Source organism: Sphingobacterium sp. LZ7M1 (assembly GCF_024296865.1).
Taxonomy (GTDB): Bacteria; Bacteroidota; Bacteroidia; order Sphingobacteriales; family Sphingobacteriaceae; genus Sphingobacterium.
In genome coordinates, this window is record NZ_CP101134.1 from 306989 (window position 1) to 323737 (window position 16749).

Here is a 16749-nt window from a genome sequence, read left to right on the forward strand (position 1 = left end):
AGCAAATTTAACATCATTTAAGTGTCTAATATCATCAAGGTATGTTAATTTGCATATTGAAGTGAAATAATGCCGGTCGACATTATTTTCAAAAATTGAGGAATCACAATGGGAAAGATTATTGCCATAGCCAATCAAAAAGGAGGAGTTGGTAAAACAACCACCTCCATCAATCTTGCTGCGAGTTTAGCTGTGTTAGAATATAAGACTTTGTTGGTGGATGCGGATCCGCAAGCAAACTCCACGTCTGGAATTGGTTTTGATCCTCGCGCCATTAAGACCAGCATTTATGAATGTTTGGTGAATGATGTGACAGCAAAAGAAGCCATACAGGCCACCGATACTCCAAATCTAGATCTATTGCCAGCCCATATCGACTTGGTCGGTGCGGAGATTGAGATGATCAACCTGGAGGAGCGCGAATACAAGATGAAACGGCTTTTGGATGAAGTGAAGGATGATTATGATTTTGTCATCATTGACTGTTCCCCATCTTTAGGGCTAATTACCATCAATGCACTTACAGCTTCAAATTCAGTGATCATTCCGGTTCAATGTGAGTATTTTGCATTGGAAGGATTGGGTAAGTTGTTGAATACAATTAAGATTGTACAGACACGATTGAACACCGAACTGGAGATCGAAGGTATTTTATTGACGATGTACGATGTTCGTTTGAGGTTATCGAACCAAGTAGTGGAGGAGGTGCGCACGCATTTCCACGATTTGGTGTTTGATACAATTATTCAGAGAAATACGCGTTTGAGTGAAGCCCCAAGTTTCGGGATTTCAGTAATCATGCATGATGCATCCTGTAAAGGTGCCATCAATTATTTGAACCTTGCACGTGAGATTTTGGAGAAGAATGGATTATTAAAAGAGAATAATAAGCAAACTGTAACAGTATAGTATGGCAGCACAACAGCGGAAAACAGGATTAGGTAAGGGTTTAGGCGCATTGCTTCAACAGGAAGTGATCAGTAGTCCTAAAGACAAGACGGCCGATGTTCCTGCGAGCAAGACACCGAGCTCTCCTGCCGGTAGCATAAACTTTATTAAAGTAGAACAAATATCGATCAACCCTTTTCAACCGAGGACAGATTTTGATGAAGGAGCCCTAAGGGAACTATCTGAGTCTATCGAGGTACAAGGTTTGATCCAGCCAATCACCGTTCGTCAGGTTGGTAAGAATGAATACCAATTGATCTCCGGTGAAAGAAGGTTGAGGGCGTCCAAATTGGCAGGTATTACCGAAATCCCTGCTTATGTGAGGACTGCAAACGATCAACAGATGCTAGAAATGGCTCTGATCGAGAACATTCAACGCGAAAACCTGAATGCCATTGAGATTGCATTGAGTTTCCAGCGAATGATCGAGGAATGCAGTCTGAAGCAAGAGGAACTGGGCGATCGCGTAAGCAAGAACCGTTCTACAGTAACCAATTACCTTCGTTTGTTAAAACTTCCTCCTGTGATCCAGGCGGCAATCCGTGATGGAGATTTATCCATGGGACATGCCAGAGCCTTGATCAATGTCGGAGAGATCGATAAACAGTTGTTTATATTCAAGGAGATTGTTGAAAAAGGATTGTCGGTACGTAAGGCTGAGCAATTGGTCCGTGAGGTTCAACAGGCTAAGGATAAAAAACAAAAAGGCAAAAAAGAGGCAGCTTTGAATTTTCAATATCAAAAGATTGAGGATGACCTGGCTTCGAAATTTGCCACTCGAGTAAAATTGAACGTGAAATCTACGAAAGGGAAAGGAGCCATTGAGATTCCTTTTAACTCGGAGGATGATTTGAGCCGAATTTTAGAGTTGTTAGACTGGTAATGTATAAATTTTTACTGCTCTTTGGGATGATCTTTTCCTTTACTTGTCTTAAAAGCCAAGTGAAAGATACCATTCCTGACTCTACGAAAATGGTCCAAGTGCAGGATTCTGTAAAGAAAGCTGCGCAAGATACCGTCAAGAAAGAGACTCGCGCGGAAAGGAAAGCCAGGATAAAGGCTGAAAAGGAGCGTGAGAAATTCTATTATAAGGATATCCGTAAGGATTCAGCAAGGTTGGCGATCGAAAGATTGACCAGGATTGCCTGGAAAAGATCTTTGATATTACCGGGTTGGGGACAGTATACCAATGGGGGCTTATGGTGGATCAAGGTTCCGATCATTTACGGAGGATTTGTTGGTGCAGGTCTGACCTTTAATTACTGGCAATGGTACTATAAAGAGTTCTTAGGTGAGCTGCAATATCGGGAAGAGTTTGGGCAGCCGTCCAATCACGAATCCTTGGGTATCAATAGTAGCTGGACCGTTCAGGGTTTGGTTCAACAGAAGGATTATGGTCGCAGAAACCGTGACCTGACGATCTTGCTAACGGTAGGTTGGTATGGATTGAACGTGGTTGAGGCCTATGTGGATTCGATCCTGAAAAACCGTTGGAATATCAGTAATGATCTGAGTTTTAAGGTTTCACCAACCTTACTTCCTAACTATGCTTATACACCGGGGATGGGTACTTTTTCTGGAAACGGATTTGTATCTCCGGGTTTGAAAATGACCTTTACCATTAAATAAAAACCAATTAACTATATGAAAATCGTTTTATTAGGTTATGGAAAAATGGGGCAACTGATCGAGCGCTTCGCCATGAAAAGAGGGCATGAAGTGGTTTTGATCGTTGATGAAAGAAATAGGGACAGCATTACTTCCGAAGATCTGGAGGAAGCTGATATGGCTATTGATTTCAGTACTCCAAATGCAGCCTTAGAAAATATCAGTCTTTGTTTTGAGTCCAATCTGCCCCTAGTGGTCGGAACCACGGGTTGGTATGAGCATTTGGACGAAGTAAAAGATACTTGTTTAGAAGCTGATCAAGCCTTGCTATATGGCTCTAATTTCAGCATTGGAGTGAATATCTTCTTCCATATCAACAAGATGTTGGCAAAGGCCATCAATCCATATAAGCAATACGATGTTCAGGTGGAGGAAATCCATCATATTCATAAATTAGATGCCCCAAGCGGAACAGCAATTACAATTGCTGAAGGGATTTTGGAGAACAGTGATGAAAAGAAATCCTGGGTAAATTCTGTGGAAGGGTCTGGTGAGGAAGTCATTCCAAAGCCAAATGAATTGCTGATCGAAAGTTTAAGAATAGAAGAAGTGCCTGGTACCCATACTGTTTTGTACAGCTCGGAAGTTGACCAAATCGAATTCAAGCACACTGCGCATAGCAGGGAAGGCTTTGCTTTGGGTGCGGTTATTGCGGCAGAGTGGCTTTTTGGTAAAAAAGGGTTTTATCAGGTGACTGAAATGTTTGATTTTAATAAATAATATATGTGGTATATCATTTTAGCCATATACATCATTGGTTCCGCTTACGGGCTGTACTTATTGTATAGAAAAGCGGGCAAGCAAGGATGGGAAGCTTTTGTTCCTGTTTATGCACAATATGTCATGGCGCAATTGGTTGGAAGGCCAACCTGGTGGATAGTGTGGCTATTTGTTCCGATTGTAAATATCTTTATAGGGTATGATCTCTTATTGAACTTGATTAAATCTTTTGGGAAACGCAGGTTTTGGGAAAATGCTGCTGCAGTGTTAGTTCCCTTTATCGTTTTGCCAATATGGGGCAGGGACCCGAATGTGAAATATTTGGGACAGTCCACTACCGAGGAATTCAAAAAGAAATATCCATATAAAAAGTCAGTAGCTAGAGAATGGGCTGACGCCATTATCTTTGCTACCGTTGCCGCAACGCTGATCCGTGGTTTCTTGATTGAAGCCTATATGATCCCTACTGGATCGATGGAAAGAAGCTTGTTGGTTGGTGACTTCTTGTTCGTAAGTAAGCTGAACTATGGCCCAAGGATTCCGATGACTCCTCTGGCATTTCCTTTTGCTCACCATACCATGCCTGTCACTGGTGGAAAAGCTTATTCTGAAGCGATCAAGATCCCATATAAAAGACTTCCTGGATTTCAGGATATCAAGAGAAATGATGTGGTTGTATTCAACTACCCAATGGAAGCTGATGCACCTTTCAATAGACCTATCGATAAACGCGAAAACTACATTAAGCGCTGTGTGGGTATGCCTGGGGATGTTATTTCCATGGAACGCACAAAACTATTTGTCAATGGAGAACCTGCCTTTACGGATGAGGATTTTCAGACCAACTATCTGGTCATAACAGACCCGAATGGTCTAAACCTACAGAAATTGTTGGATATGCGTATCGAGATGGATATGCTGTATACAGATCCAAGTATGGGTCAATATGCGATGCACATGACAAAATCTGAGGCTGAAGAGGTGAAGAAATGGTCCAACATCAAGGAATTCAGAGAGATTATTTATGAGCCAGGGGATGCGAATCCAGGTTTTCAGGCTTTCCCGATGTATACCAATGGGATCATTTGGAACTACGACAACTTTGGCCCTATCCAGGTTCCTAAAAAAGGATGGACCGTTAAGTTGGATTCATTGACAGTTCCATTGTACGAAAGAGCGATCTCGGTTTACGAAGGAAATACCTTTGAAAAGAAATCTGATGGCTATTATATCAATGGACAGAAGACCGACAGCTATACCTTCAATATGGATTACTATTGGATGATGGGTGATAACCGCCATAATTCATTGGATTCGAGAGGTTGGGGTTTTGTGCCGGAAGACCATATCGTAGGTAAGGCCTTGTTCACGTGGTTGAGCTGGGATGAGAATGGATCCTTCCTGTCGAAAATTAGATGGAATAGAATCTTTAGACCGATTCATTAAGGTCAATAGCAAATAGAAATGGGAGTCAGCAAAACTGGCTCCCATTTTTCATTTATGTGTTCTGCCTATGCTATTTTAGGCAGGCTAAGTATCTCTTGATGGTTTCTTCCAAACCTAGGTAAAGGGCATCGGAAATCAGGGCGTGGCCAATACTGACCTCCAATAATCCAGGGATGTTCTGATGGAAATATTGTAGGTTGTTTAGGTCAAGGTCATGGCCTGCATTTAATCCCAATCCAACATTTTGCGCCGCAAGAGCTGCATTAACATAAGGCTCTATCGCTTTTTCAGGATCATTTGGAAAATCGGTTGCATAGGCCTCGGTATATAGTTCAATCCGATCGGTTCCGGTTTCTGCTGCTGCTTCAACCAATTCCACTACTGGATCGACAAAGATAGAAACACGGATGCCCTGATCCTTGAAAAGCTTCACCATTTCGGAAAGATATTCACGGTGCTTGATGGTGTCCCAGCCATGGTTTGAAGTAATCTGTCCTTCTTCATCAGGAACCAAGGTCACCTGAGCGGGGTTATTCGCAAGGACCAAGTCAATAAATTTCTGCTCACGGCAATTACCTTCAATATTGAATTCGGTACTGATGTTGGCCTTTAAGTCATAAACATCCTGGTAGCGGATGTGTCTTTCGTCGGGTCTTGGGTGTACGGTAATTCCCTGTGCGCCAAATTTCTCACAAGCTAGGGCAGCGGCAAGAAGGTTTGGAACATTTCCACCACGGGCATTTCTCAGGGTCGCGATTTTATTGATATTTACTGAAAGTTTAGTCATAGTTTAGCTCCTTTTTACAAATTTACTGTTTTGCACTGCCATATTCCTATCATTTTATGATTTTAAATAGGTTCATCAATGGATAATATTTTTTAAATTGCAGGAAGTATGGATGGTTTGGACTTCAATCTATTAAGTGGCTTCAGGCTACTGGATTTCATCGATATATTGCTCGTGGCAATTATCATCTACTATGTCTATAGCTTGATCAAAGGGACTATAGCCGTAAATATCTTGATTGGTGTGGGGTTGTTTTACGGTATATATCTAGTCGTAAAGCAGATGGAGATGCGCCTTTTGACTGAGATATTCGGCGGTTTTATCTCTGTAGGATCCATTGCCTTGATTGTCGTGTTCCAGCAGGAAATACGGCGTTTCCTTTTACATATCGGTAAAAATATCTCCCTAAGGCGTAAGAAGTTCTTGTGGTCCATCTTTGGAGGCAAGAAATCTACCCACCGTGAGAATGTTGAATTTATCAAACCTATCGTGGAGGCTTGCCAGAACATGTCAAAGTCTAGAACTGGTGCGCTATTGGTTTTTTCAAGATATTTTGATGAGGAATATTACCAGACCAGCGGTACGATGATCGATGCGCCGATTTCCAAAAGATTATTAGAGAGTATATTTTTCAAAAATTCCCCTTTACACGATGGTGCCGTTATTATTGTGGACAACAGGATCATGACTGCGAGCTCGGTACTTCCCCTGTCGGACAGTGAGGACCTACCGCCTCAGTTTGGATTGAGGCACCGCGCAGCAATCGGTGTGACCGAGGTGTCTGAAGCTGTGGCCGTTATCGTATCGGAAGAAACCGGAGAGATTTCCTTCGCGAAGGATGGAAATATCAATATGAACCTGACTGCCGAGGAGTTGGAGAAGATTTTAGCGGAAGAATTGTAGTTTTCCTGAATAATATTTTTGGTTATCTCTTTTTTGCTGAACAATAGTTTTTGTTTGATAAATTTTAGATAACTTTATTCAAATTATAAGACTAAATTCATTGTTATGCATTTCGACGAAAAAAAGCCTATTGATATAGTGTTGAACGATTTGTTTGAACATTACCGAGCGAACGTTTCAGATGTTGATAAGATTACCAAGGCTCTTCTGGAGCGTGGAGTTGTACAATCGCAAGCTGACATCGTAAATGACCATATTGCATTCCGTACCTTAGGTGTTCCCAATCTAGGAATCGCCTCCTTCGAGAAGATTTTCCTTTCTTTCGGCTATAAAAAGATGGATTACTATTATTTTGAAGGCAAGAAACTTGACGCACATTGGTATGCACCTCCTGCTGACCATTATCCCCGAATATTTGTTTCCCAATTGCGAGTGTCTGAGTTGAGCCAAGCCGCCCAAGAGATTATCCTGAAATATACGGCTCCAATCACTTCTGATCCAGTGGATGCATTGGATCTGAACAATGGACAGCAATTGGCAGACTTCTTACAGAAGCCTTTATGGGATCTACCTACTTCCTCTGAATATGAAACCCTGCTCGCAGAAAGTGAATATGCGGCTTGGGTCATCTATAATCGCTATTACTTGAACCACTATACCATCTCTATCCATGAATTGAAAGATGGATATAATACCCTCGAAGAGTTCAATGCATTTTTAGAAAGCATTGGCATTAAATTGAACACTTCTGGTGGCAAGATCAAAACAAGTGGAGACAATCTTCTTAGACAGAGCAGTACGGTTTCGGCCTTGTATGATGCTAAATTTGCAGACGGTAAAACCTTGGAAATTGCAGGTAGTTATGTTGAATTTGCAGAACGCAGTGTATTGCCACAGTTTAAACATTTAGCAAAGGAAGAAATTAAGAGAGAGCATCGTCGTGACGGCTTCGAAACGAACAATGCCGATAAAATATTCGAAAGTACCTATACATCACAGATTAAAGGATCATAACTTATGGAAGAGCAGTTAACCCTGCTTTCGGAACAACTAAGTGGTGAACTATATTGGGATGAAAAGATGCGTCTGTTATATGCAACGGATGCTTCTGCTTATCGTGAGTTGCCACTTGCAGTAGCTTACCCCAAAGATAAGCAAGACCTTCTTTTGCTTATTAAATTTGCCCGAGAACAAAAGACTTCATTGATTCCTAGGACAGCTGGGACCTCCTTGGCTGGTCAGGTGGTTGGCGCAGGGATCGTGGTTGATGTTTCTAAATATTTCACGGAAATACTGGAAGTCAACCAAGCAGAATCCTGGGTGCGGGTTCAGCCCGGAGTAATCCGCGATGAACTGAACCTTTTCCTAAAACCCTATAAACTATATTTTGGCCCTGAAACTTCAACGGCTAATCGTGCTATGATCGGTGGGATGGTAGGCAACAATTCTTGTGGTTCCAATTCATTGATCTATGGAAGTGCCAGAGAGCATACCTTAGAGGTGGAAGCCTTGTTGAGCGATGGTTCTGAAGTAAGGTTCAAAGCATTGAGCTTTGAGGAGTTTGACAGCAAATGCAAACAACCTGATTTGGAAGGCCGGATCTATCATGAAATCCGGAGTATGTTGGGCAACTACCATAATCAGGAACAGATCCGTGAGAACTTTCCAAAGCCTTCTATTCATCGTAGAAATACAGGCTATGCGGTTGATATGCTTCTGGAAACCGATCCTTTTACAGCGGGGAAAGAACCTTTCAACTTCTGTAAACTGATCTGCGGTTCGGAAGGAACCCTTGCCTTCATTACCGAAATTAAGGTACACGCCAATCCATTGCCGGAAAACCCAAGTGGATTGCTTTGTATTCATTTCAATTCCTTGGAAGACGCCCTTAAGGGAAATCTTATTGTTTTGAAACACCATCCATTGGTCAGCGAACTGATGGATAAATATATTTTGGAGTGTACCAAGAATAATCTGGAACAGTCCAAGAACCGCTTTTTTGTTGATGGTGAACCTGAAGCAATCTTGATAGCAGAGTATGATGGGCTGGATCAAGAGGCTATCCTGAGCAAAGTTAAGGCCGTTGAGGAGGATCTTTTGGCCCATGGACTTGGTTATCACTTTCCAGTGGTTTTGGGAGATGACAAAAAGAAGGTCTGGAACCTTCGGAAAGCAGGTTTAGGCTTGCTGAGCAATGTGCCAGGGGATGAGAAACCTGTCGCGGTTATCGAGGATACTGCAGTTGATGTGGAGGATCTACCGGCCTATATCAGGGATTTCAATGAAATCCTAACGAAGTACAATCTTTATGCTGTTCATTACGCCCATGCGGCAACTGGTGAGCTTCACTTGAGGCCTATCATCAATTTGAAGACTGAGGAAGGCAATCAGCTATTTCGTGAAATAGCCCTTGAAATTGCTCATTTGGTGAAAAAATACAATGGTTCATTGAGCGGTGAGCATGGAGATGGACGATTGCGAGGGGAATTTATTCCGCTCATGATCGGAGAGCATAATTACCAATTGCTAAAGGAAATTAAAGAGACATGGGATCCGGAAGGGATCTTTAATCCCGGAAAGATTGTTGATACCCCTTCCATGAATAGCTCCTTGCGCTATAAGCCTGGACAAGCCAATAGAGAAATCAAGACCGTATTCAGGTATAAAGGACAGACCATTTTACAGCATGCTGAGCAATGTAATGGTTCTGGGGATTGTAGGAAGTCGCATTTATCAGGTGGTACGATGTGCCCTTCATATATGGCTACAAAAGATGAGAAGGATACAACAAGGGCACGAGCGAATATCCTGCGAGAGATGTTGACCAATTCGGAGAAGGCGAATCCTTTTGACCATGAGGAAATCAAGGAGGTCATGGATCTATGTATAAGCTGTAAAGGTTGTAAATCTGAATGTCCTTCCAGTGTGGATATGGCCAAATTGAAGGCAGAGTTCTTACAGGCCTATTACGATAGCCATGGTATTCCATTCCGATCAAGAATGATAGCCCATGTGGATACTTTAACGCAGTTGATGCAACCTATATCAGGTCTGTACAATTGGGTAGTGGAATCAAAGCTAACTTCTGGTCTAGTTAAAAATGTATTGGGATTTGCTCCTGAAAGACATATCCCTAAAATTGCTTCAAAGACCTTGAGAAAATGGTTCCAAGGAAAGGACAAGCCCTTTTCTGGTCATAAGGAACCAATCAAATCTGTATACTTTTTCTGTGATGAATTCACCAACTTCAATGATGTGGAGATTGGGAAGAAAGCTGTCATTCTCTTAGAGAAATTGGGCTATGAGGTGTTGATGGTGCCACATGCCTTTTCTGGAAGAGCCTTATTATCGAAAGGCTTATTGCGTGAAGCCAAGAAACTGGCCAATAAGAATGTGAAGACCTTCAGAGGAAGGTTGAATTCGAATACTAAGCTGGTTTCTGTTGAACCTTCGACCATTTTGACCTTCAGGGATGAATATGTGGACCTTGTAGACGAAGATTTGATGGCTGATGCCGAAAGGATCGCTCCTTTTGCATTGACTATTGAGGAGTTTATTTGGGAAGAGTATATGGTCGGGAATATATCATCTAACCAATTTGTTTCGAAGGAAGAAAATATTCTTTTACATGGACACTGCCAGCAAAAAGCTTGGGGGCTGTCGCCAATCGTTGCTAAGATCTTGGAGATACCGGCCAATTATAAGGTCAAGGAGATACCTTCAGGGTGTTGCGGTATGGCGGGCTCATTTGGTTATGAAAAAGAGCACTATGCGCTATCGATGAAAATTGGAGAGCTAGTGTTATTTCCGGCCGTGCGTGGAAAGGCTGATGAGACCTTGATTGCTGCACCAGGAGCAAGCTGTAGGCATCAGATCATGGATGGAACGGGTGCTGGAGCATTGCATCCAATCGAGATATTATTTAATGCCCTTAAAAGGTAAGGGACAGTAGTTGTTTATAAAAAAAGAAAGCGGAGATCGATGGTTCGGTCTCCGCTTTCTTGTCAAATGAATATTTTATTTTTTCGCAGCTTCTAGCGCTTGCGTGTTCAATTTTACATATTCTTGGTTGTTGCTTGCTTTTGCAATTGCTAAACCTTCTTCAGCAGCCTTAATTGCTCCGGCCTTATCGCCAGCTTTCGCCAAAACGATTGATTTCCAATATTTGATATGAGGAGCTTTTGTGTTTCCTTTGTCAGCTTCTTTCATCCAAGTCACCGTCTTTTGCATATCAAGACCATTGCTGAAATAGTACATAGCAGCTTGGAAATATGGTTTTTTATCACCTTTCATTGCTTCTTCGATGTTTGCCATGATCTCTTCTTTTTGATCTACAGCAATATTGAAAGAAACTTTTGTTTTCTCCCAGCTTAATGAAAGATCTAATGATTGCTCATGTACATCATCAAATTCAATGGTGAAGGTTTCAACAGGGTTTTCTAAGGTTGTAGGTTTTACTTTTACACGCAATACATCATCTTCAGCATTGTAGGTATAAGCACCCCACTGTTTTGCATTCGTATTGAAAACGATTGTCCATTCTTCTTTCCCAGGGATGGTAAATAGGGCATAAGTACCTGCCTCGAGCTTTTTACCTTCAATCATTACTTCAGATTGGAAAGTGATATTGGTTGCATCATTGGCACCCGTACGCCATATTTGATCATAAGGAACTAGATCTCCGAAAATAACACGTCCTTTAGCACTTGGGCGCTGATAAACCACACTAATCTGTTCTGTTCCCAAATCCTGTAGGATAAACTGGGTACTACTTGGTTGAGGCAGCTTTAATTGTGCTTCTGCTTGAGAAGACGTAAATACAAGCCCTGCCGCAACAAGGATACTTAATGCTAATTTTTTCATAATCATTTTAATAGAATATTCGAAGATAAGAAAAACTTCAAAAAAACAATGGAGTTAGTACACTAACCCCATTGCCTTGCTTAAATTTAAGCATGTGTCTTTTTCCTGACCTTGTGCCCTGAAATGGCATAGTATAAGATGTATAGATAACAAGGTAAAGCGATCCAATAAGCTTGGTGAGCACCTACAGAGTGTGACAATGCTCCATATAGCAATGGGATAACAGCTCCACCGGCTATACCCATAACTAGGATACCTGATGCTGCACTCGTGAATTTACCCACACCTTTCAATGCCAATGGCCAAATAGCAGGCCACACCAATGAGTTCGCTAAACCTAATAAACCAACCAATGTTAATGATACCATTCCGTCAGTGAAAATAATTCCTACCGTCAGGATGATACCTAAGATCGCACAAGATTTCAAAGCCGTCTCTTGAGAAAGGTATTTAGGTATGGCAATGATACCGATGATATATCCGACAACCATGGATCCCATCGTAAATGCCGTAAAGAATTTCGCTGTATTCAATGGAATGCCTAAGAATGTACCGTAAGCAATGATCGTATCACCCGCTAAAACTTCCACTCCAACGTATGCAAACAATGCGATAAACCCTAACAATACGTGCGGGAAATCAAAGATTGATTGTTTTGATTCGGTTAGGTTATGGTGTTCAGCATCTTCTTCCTCATCTCCTTTAACTTCCGGTAAATTAGATTTAGAGATCCAAAACCCAAGTAATACCAAAACTACTACGATGCCTATGTACGGGTTAACTACCTGTAGAGCAATCTTATCTAAAGCTATACTGGATTCTTCCGGACTCATGCTGGCCAATTGGTTCTTCACTTTGTCAGCCTCATCCAGTTTAAGGAAGTATCCGAGAATAATCGGAGCCAATGCACCGGCAAATTTATTACAGATCCCCATGATACTGATCCTCTTGGCTGCAGTTTCCACCGATCCAAGGATCGTAATATATGGATTGGATGCTGTCTGGAGAATGGCTAAACCACCTCCCATAACGAATAATCCTAATAAGAAAAGAATGTATGTCCTAGAATAAGCAGCCGGAATAAATAGCAAGGCACCTACTGCCATGATACCTAAGGAAACTGCCATTCCGTTTTTGAAACCAAATTTATTTAATACCCAGGTAGATACCGGTGCCATCACCAAGTATGCGATGTAAAAAGCGAAGGTCACAAAGTAGGATTGTACCTCTGTCAGTTCACATGCAATTCTCAAATAGGGGATTAATAGAGAGTTTAACCAGGTCGCAAAACCAAAGATAAAAAACAAGGATCCAATGATGATCATTGGCCCAACGGTCGATTGATTATTTTGATTACTCATAAATTTGATTTACAAATTAATAATAAGGTAGCTACAAGGCTAATAAAATAATTCGGTATTTTAAAACGCAAAATAACAAGCAATCGATTGCATCTGGCAGAAAAAATCTATTTATTCCACTCTTTCAGGAGTCTAGGAAGTCAGGCTACAAGATTTTTTAATTAATAAAAAAGAGACATTAAGCTAATGTCTCTTCTAAAAACCTAAACCGTATCATAAAACCATATAGATATGATACAGGTTCAACAGATGTTGGAACACATTGTTTTTTAGGCTGTCGGTTTTTTTATCACGGCAATGGTAAGCCTTGAAATACATACCAGCTGATTACGTTCGTTATGGATTTGTATATCCCAAACATGGGTGGTCTTGCCTATATGGTAAGCCTTGCAAGTTGCACGGACCAGACCTTTCGTGACAGGTCTGATGTGGTTGGCATTGATCTCCAATCCTACACCGGCCCATTCATTGGAATCGATGACCATATTGGAAGCTATGCTGCCTACAGATTCGGCTAATACGCAGGATGCGCCTCCATGCAATAGACCATAAGGTTGTTTTACCTTTTCAGTAACAGGCATTTCGGCCACTAGGCAGTCCGGAGTGATGGAAACAGCCTTGATGTCCAAGAAGCCGGTCATGTTGATGGCAAAAAGGCCATTGATTTCTTCTAGACTATATTCTCTATACCACATTGTTGTTTAAATTTTGATCTTTTAGATAACGGGATTTCAATAAAGTAACATGGTGGTTTAGGTGTCCTGCAATAATATATAAAAAGGCTCTCACACTGATCAAGCGGTCAGAAGCCATACCTTTTCTATTGAGTTCTGTTTCATCAAAGGAGTTGAACAGGAACATGTTTGCTTTGCGCAGGTGGATAAACTCTTCGGCGATATCGGCCATTTTTCTTTCGTTATGTCTTCCGTTGGCAACAAATTCATCCTGCTCAAAGGAAGCCAAGGCGGTCATGTCATTCCTGCCGAACCTCAGAGCTCTATAGGTCATGATTCGCTCTGCATCAAGGATATGGCACAGCACCTCTTTGATGGTCCATTTCCCTTCGGCATAAGAAAAAGTGCCCAATTCTTCCGGGATACTCGCAATAAATTCAGGAAAAGATTCAATTTGTTCATTTAATTCTTCCATTACATCACCAGTAATGGTTTCGATATAATCGTTGAAAATCGCTGGGTATTCGTCAGATTTGAGTGGGTTCATAGCGTAAATTACTTTTTAATACAATTCTAAATGTTGTACCTTTTCCTAATTCAGATTCTTTGACAAAAATTTGTCCTTTGTGATAATATACCATCCTCTTGGTCAAGCTCAAGCCTAATCCCCAGCCTCGCTGCCTGGTGGTATATCCTGGTTGGAAAATGGTTTCCCAATTTGATCTCGGGATTCCCTTTCCTGTATCACTAATGTCTATAAAAATTTCTTCTTTTGCAATGTTTTCCGAAATGTTGACCGTGATCTTTCCTTCGCCTTCGATGGCATTGACTGCATTTTTCAATAGGTTTTCGATGATCCAGTCAAATACCTGTACGTTCAGTTTAGCTTCCACCTGTTGGTCACCAGTCAACTCAAAAGATATCCTTTTACTGGTCCTTACCTTGAAATAATTCACGTAATCCTCCACAATCTTAAAGATGACCTGGTTTGATAATGAGGGAGTTGACCCGATTTTCGAGAAACGGTCCGCTACGATTTCCAGTCGCTGTACGTCCCTTTCCATTTCATCCAACAGGGAATTGTCCTTCCCCTGGTAGGTTATCCTGGCCAGTTCTAGCCAACCCATCATAGATGATATGGGGGTTCCCAATTGATGGGCGGCTTCTTTTGCCATACCGACCCAAACTAGGTTCTGTTCAGAATCCCGAATGGAGTTAAATACAGTATAGGCAACGATTAGGAAGACGGCGATCAAGGATAACTGTATATATGGAAAAATCCTGAGTTGGCTCAGCGCCTTGGAGTCATGGTAGTACACTAGCCATTTCTCGCCGGTATCCAAGGAAATATGGATGGGCGGATGGGCCTTTTTCATCTTAGCCAATTGCTTTTCGAAATAAGGCGGGTCATAAATTAAGGAAGTCGCTGAATCTTGTGTAGAAGGGTGGATATTTGTTTTGGTGCTATCCAGGTCTCTCCAAAAAATGATCTCTCCCGATTCCTTGGTGATAATGGCAGGTAGGGAAAGACTATCACGAACAGCATAGATAAAACTGATGAACTGATCATCTACATCGGGCATCGAAACGATGCTTTGGGTACTCATGGCCCATACTTCAGCTTTCGTCCGTTCCGACTTGGAAAGGCTTTTGACTAAATAATTGGAATAAAGCAACGATGCAGCAGCAATCAATGCCGCAAATAAAAAAAGGAAAAACTTCCATTGTTGTTTATTGTATCGATAGGGATGTTGCTTCATAACTCTTCAATTCAACCAAATTAATCATTTTAAGATTGCTACGAGAAAGAAAAGTAATAATTGCTTAATTTTGTGGTTATGAGTTCAGACAAAAAAGTAAGGGTCCGTTTTGCACCTAGTCCTACAGGCGGATTACATTTAGGCGGCGTTCGTACCGCATTGTTCAATTATCTTTTCGCGAAACACAATAATGGCGAGTTTATCTTACGCATTGAAGATACCGATCAGACCCGTTTTGTGCCCGGTGCTGAAGAATATATTATGGAATGTTTAGCATGGTGTGGTTTGAATCCCGACGAAAGTCCCAACCATCCAGGCAACTTTGGCCCTTACCGTCAAAGCGAACGTAAGCCTTCTTATAGAAAGTTTGCTGAAGAACTAGTGGAAAAAGGCTATGCTTATTACGCCTTTGACACGGCAGAAGAGCTGGAAGAACAGCGAAAAATACATCCTAACTTCCGCTATGCCCACGATAACCGCATGAGCTTAAGAAATTCCCTTTCCCTAGGGCAAGAGGAGACAGCGCGTTTGTTGGCAGATGGTGCCGCACATACCATCCGCATCAAAATGCCTGAAAACGAAGTGGTTTCTTTTGATGATATGATCCGTGGTCGTGTGAGCTTTGAAACAAGCCTTGTTGATGATAAGGTTTTGTTGAAAGCTGACGGCATGCCTACCTACCACCTGGCGGTAGTAGTAGATGATAGAGCTATGGAGATTTCCCACATCTTCAGAGGTGAAGAGTGGTTGCCATCTGCTCCAGTCCATATTTTGTTATGGGATTATTTAGGCTGGAAGGATGAAATGCCTAACTGGGCGCACCTTCCATTGATCTTAAAACCAGATGGAAATGGAAAATTAAGTAAACGCGATGGAGACCGTTTAGGATTCCCGGTTTACGCCATGAATTGGCAAGACCCTAAGTCAGGTGATCTTACCACTGGATTCCGCGAAAGAGGCTTCCTTCCAGAAGCATTTATCAATATGCTAGCCTTGTTAGGTTGGAATGATGGTACCGAACAGGAACTGTTTGACATGGATGAACTGATCCAGAAATTCTCTGTGGAGCGTATCAGCAAGGCCGGAGCTAAATTTGATTTCGAAAAAGCTAAATGGTACAACCAAGAGTGGATCAAACGTGCACCTAATACCGAACTTTTACCCGAAGTGAAGGCTGTATTAGAGAAACATGAGGTTCAAATTGCTGAATTTGGAGATGATTTTGTGGAAACTATTCTTGATTTAGTCAAAGAAAGATTAACTTACATAGAAGATTTTTGGGAGCAAGCTTCATTTTTCTTTCAAAAGCCCGCAAACTATGATGTCGATGCAGTAAAACCTAAATGGAATCAAGATAAAACAACTTTCTTTAATGAAGTAGCTGATTTATTTCAAGAACAATCTTCTTGGGATGCTACAACACTTGAACCTCTATTTAAACAGAAGATATCGGACTCAGGAATGAAGATGGGAGAATTGATGATGCCATTCCGTATCATGTTGGTTGGAGGAAAATTCGGACCCGATGTATTCAAGATTGCTGAGGTATTGGGCAAGGATGAAGTCATCGAAAGAATCAAGATTGCTGTTCCAAAATTTCAAGACTAAGAACTCAACTT

At 41.6% G+C, this 16749-nt stretch carries 15 protein-coding genes; 9 read left to right on the forward strand and 6 right to left on the reverse strand.

Annotated elements, in window-relative coordinates; translation table 11 throughout:
- The first annotated feature begins 108 nt into the window (after positions 1–108).
- From NMK93_RS01320 to lepB, 5 genes are read left to right on the forward strand one after another with little or no spacing between them, the layout of a single operon-like run.
- On the forward strand, positions 109–909 hold the full coding sequence (locus tag NMK93_RS01320; RefSeq protein WP_185211408.1) for a ParA family protein: 801 nt from the start codon (positions 109–111) through the stop codon (positions 907–909).
- A gap of 1 nt (position 910) precedes the next feature.
- Positions 911–1831 carry a ParB/RepB/Spo0J family partition protein gene (locus NMK93_RS01325; RefSeq protein WP_254526594.1) on the forward strand — a complete coding sequence of 307 codons (921 nt, stop codon included), beginning with the start codon at positions 911–913 and terminating at the stop codon, positions 1829–1831.
- Positions 1831–2577 carry a DUF5683 domain-containing protein gene (locus tag NMK93_RS01330; RefSeq protein WP_185211406.1) on the forward strand — a complete coding sequence of 249 codons (747 nt, stop codon included), beginning with the start codon at positions 1831–1833 and terminating at the stop codon, positions 2575–2577. Before NMK93_RS01325 ends, NMK93_RS01330 begins: the two co-directional genes overlap by 1 nt.
- Before the next feature lie 15 nt (positions 2578–2592).
- The gene (gene dapB, locus NMK93_RS01335; RefSeq protein ID WP_185211405.1) at positions 2593–3336 is read left to right on the forward strand and encodes a 4-hydroxy-tetrahydrodipicolinate reductase; all 744 of its coding nucleotides are present in this window, start codon (positions 2593–2595) and stop codon (positions 3334–3336) included.
- Between the two features lie 3 nt (positions 3337–3339).
- On the forward strand, positions 3340–4782 hold the full coding sequence (lepB, locus tag NMK93_RS01340; protein ID WP_185211404.1) for a signal peptidase I: 1443 nt from the start codon (positions 3340–3342) through the stop codon (positions 4780–4782).
- A gap of 70 nt (positions 4783–4852) precedes the next feature.
- On the opposite strand, the gene NMK93_RS01345 is transcribed toward lepB, so the two are convergent.
- Positions 4853–5569: a pyridoxine 5'-phosphate synthase gene (locus NMK93_RS01345; RefSeq protein ID WP_254526593.1), complete on the reverse strand. Its 717-nt coding sequence runs from the start codon at positions 5567–5569 to the stop codon at positions 4853–4855.
- Positions 5570–5677: 108 nt separating this feature from the next.
- On the opposite strand from NMK93_RS01345, the gene cdaA reads away from it, so the two are divergent.
- The 3 genes from cdaA (at position 5678) to NMK93_RS01360 (ending at position 10414) form a co-directional block, all read left to right on the forward strand.
- Entirely contained in the window at positions 5678–6472 is a 795-nt protein-coding gene (cdaA, locus tag NMK93_RS01350) for a diadenylate cyclase CdaA (protein WP_185211402.1), read from the forward strand.
- 105 nt (positions 6473–6577) lie between these two features.
- Positions 6578–7486: a DUF1338 domain-containing protein gene (locus tag NMK93_RS01355; protein WP_185215843.1), complete on the forward strand. Its 909-nt coding sequence runs from the start codon at positions 6578–6580 to the stop codon at positions 7484–7486.
- A gap of 3 nt (positions 7487–7489) precedes the next feature.
- Positions 7490–10414 (forward strand): FAD-binding and (Fe-S)-binding domain-containing protein, encoded by a 2925-nt coding sequence (locus tag NMK93_RS01360; protein WP_254526592.1) that lies wholly within the window; start codon positions 7490–7492, stop codon positions 10412–10414.
- Positions 10415–10489: 75 nt separating this feature from the next.
- On the opposite strand, the gene NMK93_RS01365 is transcribed toward NMK93_RS01360, so the two are convergent.
- The 5 genes from NMK93_RS01365 to NMK93_RS01385 all read right to left on the reverse strand — a co-directional run bounded on the left by NMK93_RS01365 (position 10490) and on the right by NMK93_RS01385 (position 15130).
- Positions 10490–11335: a DUF2911 domain-containing protein gene (locus NMK93_RS01365; RefSeq protein WP_185211399.1), complete on the reverse strand. Its 846-nt coding sequence runs from the start codon at positions 11333–11335 to the stop codon at positions 10490–10492.
- Positions 11336–11421: 86 nt separating this feature from the next.
- Positions 11422–12696: a sugar MFS transporter gene (locus NMK93_RS01370; RefSeq protein ID WP_254526591.1), complete on the reverse strand. Its 1275-nt coding sequence runs from the start codon at positions 12694–12696 to the stop codon at positions 11422–11424.
- Positions 12697–12965: 269 nt separating this feature from the next.
- A complete protein-coding gene (locus tag NMK93_RS01375; RefSeq protein WP_185211397.1) occupies positions 12966–13391 on the reverse strand; it encodes a hotdog fold thioesterase in 426 nt (141 codons plus the stop codon).
- Positions 13381–13917 (reverse strand): DinB family protein, encoded by a 537-nt coding sequence (locus NMK93_RS01380; RefSeq protein ID WP_185215846.1) that lies wholly within the window; start codon positions 13915–13917, stop codon positions 13381–13383. The genes NMK93_RS01375 and NMK93_RS01380 overlap by 11 nt, the downstream gene beginning before the upstream one ends.
- Positions 13898–15130 (reverse strand): HAMP domain-containing sensor histidine kinase, encoded by a 1233-nt coding sequence (locus NMK93_RS01385; protein ID WP_254526590.1) that lies wholly within the window; start codon positions 15128–15130, stop codon positions 13898–13900. Before NMK93_RS01385 ends, NMK93_RS01380 begins: the two co-directional genes overlap by 20 nt.
- 78 nt (positions 15131–15208) lie before the next feature.
- Here NMK93_RS01385 and gltX point away from each other — a divergent pair, with 78 nt between their 5' ends.
- The gene (gene gltX, locus NMK93_RS01390) at positions 15209–16738 is read left to right on the forward strand and encodes a glutamate--tRNA ligase (protein ID WP_254526589.1); all 1530 of its coding nucleotides are present in this window, start codon (positions 15209–15211) and stop codon (positions 16736–16738) included.
- The last annotated feature ends 11 nt before the right edge of the window (positions 16739–16749 follow it).

Coding starts and splice junctions, on each gene's coding strand:
- NMK93_RS01325 (WP_254526594.1), top strand. CDS start 911: ATGGCAGCACAACAGCGGAAAACAGGATTAGGTAAGGGTTTAGGCGCA.
- NMK93_RS01375 (WP_185211397.1), bottom strand. CDS start 13,391: ATGTGGTATAGAGAATATAGTCTAGAAGAAATCAATGGCCTTTTTGCC.
- NMK93_RS01330 (WP_185211406.1), top strand. CDS start 1,831: ATGTATAAATTTTTACTGCTCTTTGGGATGATCTTTTCCTTTACTTGT.
- lepB (WP_185211404.1), top strand. CDS start 3,340: ATGTGGTATATCATTTTAGCCATATACATCATTGGTTCCGCTTACGGG.
- NMK93_RS01365 (WP_185211399.1), bottom strand. CDS start 11,335: ATGAAAAAATTAGCATTAAGTATCCTTGTTGCGGCAGGGCTTGTATTT.
- NMK93_RS01360 (WP_254526592.1), top strand. CDS start 7,490: ATGGAAGAGCAGTTAACCCTGCTTTCGGAACAACTAAGTGGTGAACTA.
- NMK93_RS01380 (WP_185215846.1), bottom strand. CDS start 13,917: ATGAACCCACTCAAATCTGACGAATACCCAGCGATTTTCAACGATTAT.
- NMK93_RS01385 (WP_254526590.1), bottom strand. CDS start 15,130: ATGAAGCAACATCCCTATCGATACAATAAACAACAATGGAAGTTTTTC.
- NMK93_RS01345 (WP_254526593.1), bottom strand. CDS start 5,569: ATGACTAAACTTTCAGTAAATATCAATAAAATCGCGACCCTGAGAAAT.
- cdaA (WP_185211402.1), top strand. CDS start 5,678: ATGGATGGTTTGGACTTCAATCTATTAAGTGGCTTCAGGCTACTGGAT.
- NMK93_RS01320 (WP_185211408.1), top strand. CDS start 109: ATGGGAAAGATTATTGCCATAGCCAATCAAAAAGGAGGAGTTGGTAAA.
- gltX (WP_254526589.1), top strand. CDS start 15,209: ATGAGTTCAGACAAAAAAGTAAGGGTCCGTTTTGCACCTAGTCCTACA.
- NMK93_RS01370 (WP_254526591.1), bottom strand. CDS start 12,696: ATGAGTAATCAAAATAATCAATCGACCGTTGGGCCAATGATCATCATT.
- NMK93_RS01355 (WP_185215843.1), top strand. CDS start 6,578: ATGCATTTCGACGAAAAAAAGCCTATTGATATAGTGTTGAACGATTTG.
- dapB (WP_185211405.1), top strand. CDS start 2,593: ATGAAAATCGTTTTATTAGGTTATGGAAAAATGGGGCAACTGATCGAG.